Below are 10652 nucleotides of genomic sequence, written 5' to 3'. Positions count from 1 at the left end.
GGAACCACCTGATCCCATCCCGAACTCAGAAGTGAAACAGGCCTGCGCCGATGGTAGTGTGGCATTGCCCATGCGAGAGTAGGTCATCGTCAGACTCCTAATACCAAAACCCCCGACAGCACCGCTGCCGGGGGTTTTTTATTGCCCGCAAAAACGTGTTTCGGGTGATATACTCCTGCGATCATGAGACAGTATTTTTGATGGAGTCGAGGAATGTCCACCAACGAACACCTGGTTGTATTTGATACCACTCTCCGGGATGGGGAGCAGAGTCCCGGCGCCACCATGAACAAGGCGGAGAAGCTCCGGATTGCGAAGGCGCTGGAGAAGCTGCGGGTGGATGTCATTGAGGCGGGCTTCGCCATCGCGAGTCAGGGGGATTTCGAGGCGGTCAAGGCCATTGCGGAGTCCATCAAGGAGTCGACGGTCTGTAGCCTTGCGCGCGCATTGGATAAAGATATCGATCGCGCCGCCGAGGCGATTCGGCCAGCTGCGAAGGGGCGAATTCATACCTTTATTGCGACCTCTCCCATTCATATGAGGCACAAGCTTCAAATGGAGCCGGATGAGGTTGTCGAGCAGGCAGTCCGCGCGGTTAAACGAGCCCGTAACCACGTAGAAGACGTCGAGTTTTCCTGTGAGGATGCCGGTCGTTCCGAGCTGGATTTTCTTTGTAGAATCATTGAGGCGGCGATTGACGCGGGTGCGCGCACCATCAATATCCCGGATACGGTTGGCTACGCCATTCCGGAGCAGTTTGGGGAGACCATCGGGCAGTTGATGAGCCGGATCCCCAATGCCGACAAAGCTATTTTCTCCGTGCACTGTCACAACGATCTGGGGCTGGCTGTAGCGAACTCCCTTGCGGCTGTATCTCATGGTGCACGCCAGGTCGAATGTACGATAAACGGTCTGGGCGAGCGTGCCGGTAATGCCTCGCTTGAAGAGATTGTCATGGCGGTGCGCACTCGCCAGGATCTGTTCCATATCGATACCGGTATAGATACCTCGCACATCGTCCCAGCCTCCCGTTTGGTTTCCACCATCACTGGCTTCCCGGTACAGCCGAACAAGGCGATAGTGGGAGCGAATGCATTTGCCCATGAATCCGGTATTCACCAGGATGGTGTGTTGAAGCACCGCGAAACCTACGAAATCATGCGTGCGGAAGATGTCGGCTGGCACACCAACAGTCTCGTGTTGGGTAAGCATTCAGGCCGCAATGCGTTCCGCACCCGGTTGCTGGAACTAGGCATTCAGTTCGAGACGGAGACGGAACTGAATGAGGCGTTTACCCGCTTCAAGGCACTGGCTGATCTCAAGCACGAAATCTTTGATGAAGATTTGCAGGCGATTGCCAGTGATACGCGGCAAAAAGAAGACGTCGGACGATATGGATTGGTGTGCATGCGGGTGTGCTCTGAGACCGGTGTTATCCCGAAGGCCGAGCTGACGCTGACGGTCGATGGAAAAGAGCACAAGGTTGAAGCTGAAGGAAGCGGTCCTGTCGATGCAACATTCAAGGCGATCGAATCCCTGGTGGATTCCGGCTGCAATCTGCAGCTGTATTCAGTAAATAACATCACCAGTGGTACTGATGCCCAGGGCGAAGTGACCGTCCGGTTGGAACGTGGAGGCCGGATCGTCAATGGCGTGGGTTCGGATACCGACATTATTATCGCGTCCGCCAAGGCTTATATAGAGGCGCTTAACCTCATTAGCAGTGGCGGTATTCGTCAGCATCCCCAGGTATCGGATGTCTGAACCCAAAACGGTAGTGTCTGAGTAGTCGCTATGATTCGATCGGAAAACGAACGGCAGTTTTATCTTGGCATGGTCGGGGTGAGCCTCTGGTATGCCCGGGAGCCCCTGCCCGGTGCCGCGCCAAGCCCAGAATTCGTCTTTCATGAGCCGGAGCCAGCCACCGATAGCCGGGCTGATGAGGCGCTTGCCGACCTTCCGATTCCTGTCAGGCCAGCTCCGATAACGAAGCCATCCGGGCCCGCTGACAAGGGGGCGGCAAAGGCTCGGGTTTCAAACCTTCAGGCATTGGTTGGTGGTAAGGAGTCCGGAGCGGAGTCCGCGCAACCGGTGCAAAAGTCTGCGTCTCCAGTCAAGGCTCCGGAGCCAGAGGTGTCGGCGCCAAAGAAGCAGCCCCTGGTCGAAGACGTCGAGGCGGTGTCAGCTGGGGCGCCTCTGAAGCTGGCGTTGAAATTGTGGAAGGGCAAGCGCTTTGTCCTGATTTCTGATTTGTCGAGCGGGGCGAGTCTCAAGCTGCAGGAGGCACTGGCGGAGAACATCCTGAAAAGCATCGGGGAGCATTCCGTTGAATCGTCTGGGCCCATCAGCTGGCCGCTATTCAATAACCTTCGGGCCCCCGGTAACGCTCTTTCGGACCTTCAATCGGTACTTAAGCATGCCCTGAGTCAGATTGAGGGACAGAAGGTCATAGTCCTAGGGTCGCTTCTGCCCGAAGCGGAAGGCGATTGGCTTCAGCGTCTCGCCGGATGTAAATCAGACGTCCAGTTTCCGCTGACGCTGGCAGAGCTTGCGTCGGATCCCAATCAGAAGCGAGCATTGTGGGAGCAACTGAAACCCTTCGCCAGTTAATATGTCAGAGCAGAAAGCTTCAGATTTCGACGTCCTCATTAAACCGATGCTGGAAGTCGATGTGCCGGATGTACTCGAAGTCGAGCGTCAGGGCCACAGTTTTCCCTGGACGGAAGCCATTTTTCGGGACAGCTTCCGTGGCAACTATCGACTGTGGACTGCGTGGGTAGAAGAGCGTCTGTTGGGATTTGCCGTTGTCGCCTACCTGTTTGATGAGGCGCACCTGCTCAATCTGTGCGTGTCTCCAAAGGTTCAGGGGCAGGGTATCGGTCGGCGGCTGCTTCGACACCTGGTGGCAGAGGCCTCCCTTGATCATATCTGGCAGATCATCCTCGAGGTCCGGGTCAGCAACGACGCGGCTTACCATCTTTATAAGAGTGAAGGGTTTCGGCAGATCGGCCGCAGGCCCGATTATTATCCGGCCGCCCAGGGACGGGAAGATGCTCGGGTAATGGCCTTTAGCCTGCGGGATTAACCTATTTCCCCGGTTCGCGTCAGTTTCTCTTAGCCCCTATAATACCCGCCTTTAATCTCATCTGATTCAGGTTGCCTTTACGCTATGTCGAAGCTCTCCCAGGAAGTGGCCAATCGCCGCACTTTCGCGATCATCTCGCACCCGGATGCCGGTAAAACGACGATTACGGAAAAGGTTCTGCTGTTCGGGCAGGCGCTCCAGAAAGCCGGGACGGTAAAGGGGAAGAAATCCGGCCAGCACGCAAAGTCTGACTGGATGGAGATGGAGAAGGAGCGTGGTATCTCGGTGACCACGTCCGTGATGCAGTTTCCCTACGGCGGAAAGCTGGTCAACCTGCTCGATACACCGGGGCACGAAGATTTCTCGGAGGATACCTATCGTACCCTCACCGCAGTGGATTCCTGCCTGATGGTCATCGACAGTGCCAAGGGTGTTGAGGAGCGAACCATCAAGCTGATGGAAGTGACCCGTCTGCGGGACACCCCGATCCTTACCTTCATGAACAAGCTGGACCGCGATACCCGCGATCCGGTGGAGTTGATGGACGAGGTTGAGGATGTTCTGAAAATTGCCTGTGCGCCGATTACCTGGCCCATCGGCATGGGGAAGAACTTCAAAGGGGTCTATCACCTGCTTCGGGATGAAGTGATTCTCTATCAGTCGGGGCAGGGGCATACCATCCAGGAGAAACGGATCATTGCTGGCCTGGACAATCCTGAGCTGGATGAAGTGATCGGTGCCTATGCTGCCGATCTGCGGGACGAGATCGAGCTGGTGAAGGGGGCATCCCATGAGTTCGACCTGGAGTCCTTCCTTGCAGGTGAGCTGACACCGGTGTTCTTCGGTACGGCGCTCGGTAACTTCGGCGTGGATCACATGCTGGATGGCCTCGTTGAGTGGGCGCCTACGCCGCAGCCCCGGGAAACGGATCAGCGCCCTGTGGAGCCGACGGAGGATGGCTTCTCTGGCTTTGTCTTCAAGATTCAGGCGAATATGGATCCGCAGCACAGGGACCGGATTGCCTTCGTGCGGATTGTGTCGGGCAAGTACGCGCAGGGCATGAAGGCGCGTCACGTGCGAATTGGTAAGGATGTTCGCTTTTCGGATGCGCTGACCTTTATGGCCGGTGATCGTGAGCACGCTGAAGAGGCCTTTGCCGGCGACATTATCGGGCTTCACAACCACGGTACGATTCAGTTGGGGGATACCTTCACCGCTGGCGAGGACATGAAGTTCACCGGCATTCCGAACTTTGCTCCGGAACTTTTCCGTCGCATTCGCCTCAAGGACCCTTTGAAGGCCAAGCAGCTTCAGAAAGGATTGATTCAGCTGTCTGAGGAGGGGGCGGTGCAGGTATTTCGTCCGCAGCGTAATAACGACCTGATTGTCGGCGCAGTCGGTGTCCTGCAGTTTGATGTGGTGGTTGCCCGCCTCAAGAGCGAATACAAGGTTGAAGCCATCTACGAGCCCATTAACGTGGCGACGGCGCGCTGGGTGACGGCTTCGGACGAGCGCACCCTGGATGAGTTTCAGCGCAAGAATAACGACTACCTGGCACTGGATGGCAGTGATCGGCTCGCCTATATCGCGCCGACCATGGTGAACCTGAATCTGGCGCAGGAGCGTTATCCGGACATCAAGTTCCACAAGACCCGGGAGCACTGACGCGCCCGGTCGGGAGAGACTGTGCAGTTTATCGACGCCCATTGCCACCTGGATTTTCCGCGCTTTGACGGTTGTCGGGAGGCAGAGCTGTCGAAGGCGCGGCGCGAGGGTCTTGCCGGTCTGGTGATTCCCGGCGTCCGGCGTGGTCATTGGGGGCGAGTCAGGGATACAGCCCACGCCCAGGACGGGCTGTATTACTGCTTGGGTATTCACCCCTGGTTCGTTGCCGAGCACAACGATGACGATCTGAGGGCGCTCGATGAGGCCCTTGGCGAGCGGCCTGATCGTTGTGTGGCGTTAGGTGAGTGTGGTCTGGACCGTCTGCACGGTGATCTTGATGGCCAGTTGCCGTGGTTTGAGGCGCAGGTTGCTATCGCTGCCCGGCGGCAGTTTCCGTTAGTGATTCATTCGGTTCGAACCCATGATGAAGTCCATGGAGTGTTGAATCGGACCCGGTGGCGTGGTCGTGCTCTGGTGCACGGTTTTTCCGGCAGCTACCAGCAGGCCTGCAAGTTAGTTGACCAGGGGTGCTTCATTGGGGTTGGCGGGGTGATTACCCACCCCCGGGCCCGGAAAACCCGGGAGACGATGACCAGATTGCCCGTGGATAGCCTGGTTCTTGAAACGGATGCGCCGGATATGGCGCCCGAAGGGGTAGAGCGGGGCCGGAATTCACCGGCGTACCTTGGGCGGGTGCTCGAGGCCCTGGCTGAACTTCGAGGCGAGGCGGTGGCGTCGCTTGCCCCGCGTTTGCTGGATAATGTGCGCCGACTTTACGGCTGGCAACCGGGCGACGTAGGGAAATAACGAAACAAGCGGGGTTAGGGTTGGCTTTCCTGGGGTGTTCGAGTATACTTCGCGCCCTGGCTTTTCAAGGCGATGTCACTGTCTCAGCCCCGAACGGTGTCACTGCCAAAGTAAGTTTAAATATCGAGCCTCCTCCGGATGTTGTTTCAAGTACCGGCGGCGGTGTTTTTAACGTTTCTTTTATAGCGTTCAAGGCGGAATCAATGAAGACTCTGAGTGCGAAACCAGAAACAGTAAAACGTGACTGGTACGTTGTAGACGCAGCCGGCAAGACGCTGGGTCGTCTTTCAACCGAAATCGCCCGTCGTCTGCGGGGCAAGCATAAGCCTGAGTATACCCCTCATGTAGACACTGGCGATTACATCGTTGTTATCAACGCAGGCCAGGTCCGGGTTACTGGGAACAAGACATCTGACAAGATGTACTACAGTCACACCGGCTTTCCGGGTGGAATCAAGTCCATCAACTTCGAGAAGCTGGTCGACAAGGCTCCCGAGCAAATCATTCAGAAGTCTGTCAAAGGCATGCTTCCGAAAGGCCCGCTCGGCCGCGCCATGTTCAAAAAGCTGAAAGTCTATGCCGGCGCTGAGCACCCTCACGCAGCCCAGCAGCCCAAAGAACTCGACATTTAACGGAAGGCGGATATGTCTGTAGCACAAAATTACGGTACTGGTCGCCGCAAGACATCCTCGGCACGGGTGTTCATCAAGCCGGGAAGCGGTAACATCTCCATCAACGGTCGCTCTATCGAAGATTTCTTCGGTCGTGAGACTCTGCGGATGATCGTTCGTCAGCCGCTGGTTCTGACGGAGTCCACAGATCGCTTTGATATCAAGATCACCGTAAAAGGTGGTGGTATCAGTGGCCAGGCTGGCGCTATTCGCCACGGCCTGACCCGCGCCCTGATGGATTATGACGAGACTCTGCGTCCGGCCCTTCGTCAGGCTGGTTACGTTACCCGTGACGCTCGTGAAGTTGAGCGTAAGAAAGTGGGTCTGCGTAAAGCACGTAAGCGTCCGCAGTACTCCAAGCGTTAATTCTGCTGGAGCAGGACACAGAAAACCCGGTCAGTTTGACCGGGTTTTTTTTTGATCCAGGTCTGTAAATAGGCGTTTTTAGCGCAGATTGGGCGGCCTCCTCCGGAGGTGTCCGACTTGTAAGCACTTGGTAATTTCATTACCATTTGGGCGCTTATATTTTTGGGTTGTGAAGTCCTTTTTGATGCACATTGCCGGCTTTCTTGCAGGCTGTGACATCGCCTGATGGGAGAAGACCATAATGAGTAATGGCGACGTAAGCCAGGGTCGACGTCGGTTTCTGATCGGCGCTACGTCCGTGGTGGGTGGCGTCGGTGCTATTGGTGCAGCGGTTCCGTTTGTGGCGTCCTGGAATCCCAGTGCGAAAGCGGAAGCGGCAGGTGCGCCGGTAACCGTCAATGTCAGTAAGATTGAACCAGGTCAGCAGATTACCGTCGAGTGGCGCGGTAAGCCGGTGTGGATAATCCGTCGCACCGAAGAAATGCTGGCGAACATTGAAAAACTTAACGATGCGGTCAAGGATCCCCAATCCGAGGCACCGCAGCAGCCCGAGTACATTGACGGCATTTACCGGTCTTTGAAGCCGGAATTTGTGGTTCTGGTCGGGCTCTGTACTCATCTCGGTTGTGTTCCGTCCTATCGTCCGGAAGTCGCGCCTGCGGATCTGGGCGATAACTGGTTGGGCGGTCTGTTCTGTCCGTGCCATGGTTCCCGCTACGACCTGGCTGGCCGCGTCTACAGTGCGCAGCCTGCTCCTGATAACCTGGAGGTTCCGCCTTATCGCTTTGACGATGACGCGACTCTTACCATTGGTCTTGATCCGGAGGCGGCGTGATGCAAAAGCTACTTCACTGGGTGGATGAACGTCTGCCCGTCATAGACGCCTGGAACAAGCATGTTGGCAAATACTACGCGCCGAAGAACTTCAACATGTGGTACTTCTTCGGGTCGCTGGCGATGCTGGTGCTGGTGAATCAGTTGATCACGGGTATCTGGCTGACCATGAGCTATAATCCTTCCGCGGAGGGTGCGTTCGCTTCGGTCGAATACATCATGCGCGACGTCGAGTGGGGTTGGTTGCTCCGTTACCTGCATTCCACCGGTGCGTCAGCGTTCTTCGTGGTGGTCTACCTCCACATGTTCCGTGGCCTGATGTACGGCTCCTACCAGAAGCCGCGTGAGCTGATCTGGATCTTCGGTATGCTGATCTACCTGGTGCTCATGGCAGAAGCCTTCATGGGCTACCTGCTGCCTTGGGGGCAGATGTCCTACTGGGGTGCCCAGGTTATCGTTAACCTGTTCGGTGCTATTCCGGTAATCGGTGAAGATCTGTCGCTCTGGATTCGTGGTGACTACCTGGTGTCCGGTATCACCCTGAATCGATTCTTCGCGCTGCACGTGGTTGCCTTGCCAATCGTTCTGCTTGGCTTGGTGGTTCTGCACATTCTGGCGCTGCACGAAGTGGGGTCGAACAACCCGGACGGGATCGATATCAAGAAAAACAAGGATGAAAACGGCATTCCGAAAGATGGTATCCCGTTCCACCCTTACTACACCGTTCACGACCTGCTGGGCGTGGGTGTGTTCTTCTTTATCTTCTTTATCGTGGTGTTCTTCTTCCCGGAAATGGGCGGCCTGTTCCTTGAGAAACCGAACTTCGAGCCGGCTAACCCGCTGAAGACCCCAGAGCACATTGCGCCGGTTTGGTACTTCACGCCATTTTACGCCATGCTGCGTGCGGTTACGGTCGACCTGTTTGGTCTGTCCGCGAAATTTTGGGGTGTAGTTGTGATGGGTGCGGCGATTGCGATCCTGTTCGTCCTGCCTTGGCTCGACCGCAGCCCGGTTCGCTCCATGCGTTACAAGGGCGTGCTGAGCAAGATTGCATTGGCGATCTTTGTGGTCAGCTTCGTGGTGCTGGGTTACCTCGGTCTGGTTCCGGCAACAGAGGGTCGAACCATGGTCGCCCAGATCCTGACCGTGCTCTACTTCCTCTACTTCATTCTGATGCCGTTCTACACGCGCATGGAAAAAACCAAGCCAGTGCCAGAGAGGGTGACAGGATAATGAGAAAGCTGATTTTTGGTCTTTTCATAGCAGCCCTGCCAGCTCTCGGACTGGCGGCGGGCGCATCCGTTCCGCTTGATCACATCGAGACGGATCACACCAACAAGGAATCGTTGCAGCGCGGCGCAGCCCTGTTCACCAACTACTGCATGGGCTGTCATTCCATGGAATACGCTCGCTACAAGCGTGTTTCCGATGACCTTGAGATCCCCGCGGAGTTGTTCGAGGAGAACCTTATCTTCACCGGCGCCAAGATCGGTGAGCTGATGAAGAACTCCATGAACAAGGACATGGCGGCTGACTGGTTTGGTGCGCCGCCCCCCGATCTGACGCTGGAAACCCGCTTGCGTGGCGAGTCCTGGGTCTACTCCTACCTGCGTGGTTTCTACCAGGATGACAGCCGTCCCCTGGGCGTGAACAACGTGGTATATGCCAACGTTGGTATGCCTCACGTTATGGTTGATCTGCAGGGGTTGTGTGCCGTGGAGCCAAGCATTGGTGTTGACGCCAGCGTGGAGCCACTGTCCGGTAACATCAATAACGGTGATGTTTGTCCGGAGTACGCGATCGAAGGGAGCATGTCGGCGGCAGAGTTCGATCAGGCCATGTACGACCTGACCAATTTCATGTCCTACATGGCGGATCCCATCCGTGTTGAGCGTGAGCGCCTTGGGATGTTTGTCCTGATCTTTGTCGCGATCTTCTTTATCTTTGCGTACTTGCTGAACCGCGAGTACTGGAAGGACGTGCACTAAGAAATAGGGTATAATTCCCGGCTTTGTTCTCCAGCAGGCAGTATCTGTCCTGCTGGAGTTTTGCGTTTTTCGGGATGGTTTCCCGGTTTGTTTACTCGTGAGGTAATTCTATGGGCGTTGTGACCAAGAGGTCATCAATGACGTTTTTCTCTGACCCGGCCAGTCATTACAGCCACAGGGTGCGCATTGTGTTGGCCGAAAAGGGTGTAACCGTCGATATTGTCGATGTGGATCCGGACAATCCGCCCGCGGAACTGGCTGATCTGAATCCGTATAACGCCCTGCCAACCCTGGTGGATCGTGATCTGGTGCTTTACGAGCCGAATATCATGATGGAGTATCTGGACGAGCGGTTCCCGCATCCTCCGCTGCTGCCGGTTTACCCTGTTGCCCGCGCGAACAGTCGCCTGATGATTCATCGGGTCCAGAAGGACTGGTGTGGTCTGGTTGACCAGATTCTGGCTGAGCCGGGTGCCAAGGCGTCTGATGCAGCCCGCAAAGAGCTTCGGGAAAGCTTGCTGGCGGCTGCACCGCTGTTTGGCGAAATGCCGTTCTTCCTGTCCGAAGAGTTCACCATTGTTGATTGCTGTATCGCGCCGATTCTCTGGCGCCTGCCCGCGCTTGGCATCGATCTGAATGACAAGCAGGCGAAGCCGCTGCAGAAGTACATGGATACCATCTTCAGTCGTGAGAGCTTCAAGGCAAGCCTGTCCGATGTTGAAGAAGACATGCGTGGCTGATTGAACGGTTCCCGTCGGGGCCAGGAGAGAGTTCGTGGCAGACAGCAACATCACCATGACGGCCAGCAGACCGTATCTTGTTCGTGCGTTCAACGAGTGGATTCTGGATAACGACTGCACGCCTTATATTCTGGTGGATGCCAGCGTTCAGGGAGTTCAGGTACCAACCGAGCATGTGGCGAATGGCCAGATTGTACTGAACATCAGCCCGGGGGCGGTTCGCAGCCTCGTGATTGGTAACGGGGCGCTGGAGTTCAGTGCCCGCTTTGGTGGGGTTCCCATGCAAGTGTTTATCCCATTGCACGCAGTCATTGCCATCTACGCTAAGGAAAATGGCGAGGGTATGGTCTTTGGGAATGAGCCGGGATCGCCTGACCCGGATGGTACCGGTAGCAAGCCGGACTCCCGGCAGGGAGAAGAGGAGCGGCCTTCGGGGCGTCCAACCCTCAAAGTAGTGAAGTAATACCCCTCAGAAAAAGCCAGCTAAATGCTGGCT

The 10652-nt window shown here is 56.2% G+C and carries 12 protein-coding genes and 1 rRNA gene; all 13 read left to right on the top strand.

Going from position 1 to position 10652, the window contains the following annotated elements:
* Positions 1–95 (top strand): 5S ribosomal RNA (gene rrf / locus QVZ43_RS15495); the annotation flags it as partial.
* 118 nt (positions 96–213) lie between these two features.
* Positions 214–1764, top strand: coding sequence for a 2-isopropylmalate synthase (locus tag QVZ43_RS15490; protein WP_302910636.1), 1551 nt, complete (start codon positions 214–216; stop codon positions 1762–1764).
* A 30-nt stretch (positions 1765–1794) separates the two neighbouring features.
* Positions 1795–2610 (top strand): 2-isopropylmalate synthase, encoded by an 816-nt coding sequence (locus tag QVZ43_RS15485; protein WP_302910635.1) that lies wholly within the window; start codon positions 1795–1797, stop codon positions 2608–2610.
* Position 2611: 1 nt separating this feature from the next.
* Complete coding sequence (rimI, locus tag QVZ43_RS15480) at positions 2612–3085, top strand: ribosomal protein S18-alanine N-acetyltransferase (protein ID WP_302910634.1); 474 nt, start codon at positions 2612–2614, stop codon at positions 3083–3085.
* Between the two features lie 84 nt (positions 3086–3169).
* The gene (gene prfC / locus QVZ43_RS15475; protein WP_223792674.1) at positions 3170–4750 is read left to right on the top strand and encodes a peptide chain release factor 3; all 1581 of its coding nucleotides are present in this window, start codon (positions 3170–3172) and stop codon (positions 4748–4750) included.
* Positions 4751–4771: 21 nt separating this feature from the next.
* Positions 4772–5557, top strand: a complete 786-nt coding sequence (locus QVZ43_RS15470; protein ID WP_302910633.1) for a TatD family hydrolase — start codon at positions 4772–4774, stop codon at positions 5555–5557.
* Between the two features lie 203 nt (positions 5558–5760).
* Positions 5761–6189, top strand: a complete 429-nt coding sequence (rplM, locus tag QVZ43_RS15465; RefSeq protein WP_206645375.1) for a 50S ribosomal protein L13 — start codon at positions 5761–5763, stop codon at positions 6187–6189.
* 12 nt (positions 6190–6201) lie between these two features.
* Positions 6202–6594, top strand: a complete 393-nt coding sequence (rpsI, locus tag QVZ43_RS15460) for a 30S ribosomal protein S9 (RefSeq protein ID WP_223792676.1) — start codon at positions 6202–6204, stop codon at positions 6592–6594.
* Between the two features lie 241 nt (positions 6595–6835).
* Positions 6836–7429, top strand: a complete 594-nt coding sequence (petA, locus tag QVZ43_RS15455; RefSeq protein WP_223792677.1) for a ubiquinol-cytochrome c reductase iron-sulfur subunit — start codon at positions 6836–6838, stop codon at positions 7427–7429.
* On the top strand, positions 7429–8661 hold the full coding sequence (locus QVZ43_RS15450; protein ID WP_263282909.1) for a cytochrome b: 1233 nt from the start codon (positions 7429–7431) through the stop codon (positions 8659–8661). Before petA ends, QVZ43_RS15450 begins: the two co-directional genes overlap by 1 nt.
* Positions 8661–9416 carry a cytochrome c1 gene (locus QVZ43_RS15445; protein WP_223792679.1) on the top strand — a complete coding sequence of 252 codons (756 nt, stop codon included), beginning with the start codon at positions 8661–8663 and terminating at the stop codon, positions 9414–9416. Before QVZ43_RS15450 ends, QVZ43_RS15445 begins: the two co-directional genes overlap by 1 nt.
* Before the next feature lie 110 nt (positions 9417–9526).
* The gene (locus QVZ43_RS15440; RefSeq protein ID WP_223792680.1) at positions 9527–10156 is read left to right on the top strand and encodes a glutathione S-transferase N-terminal domain-containing protein; all 630 of its coding nucleotides are present in this window, start codon (positions 9527–9529) and stop codon (positions 10154–10156) included.
* Between the two features lie 55 nt (positions 10157–10211).
* A complete protein-coding gene (locus QVZ43_RS15435) occupies positions 10212–10619 on the top strand; it encodes a ClpXP protease specificity-enhancing factor (RefSeq protein WP_263282911.1) in 408 nt (135 codons plus the stop codon).
* The last annotated feature ends 33 nt before the right edge of the window (positions 10620–10652 follow it).

It is taken from the genome of Marinobacter suaedae (assembly GCF_030519635.1).
Taxonomy (GTDB): Bacteria; Pseudomonadota; Gammaproteobacteria; order Pseudomonadales; family Oleiphilaceae; genus Marinobacter; species Marinobacter suaedae.
Note: the sequence above shows the minus strand (reverse complement) of the source record. Positions and strands in the feature narration are given on the sequence as shown.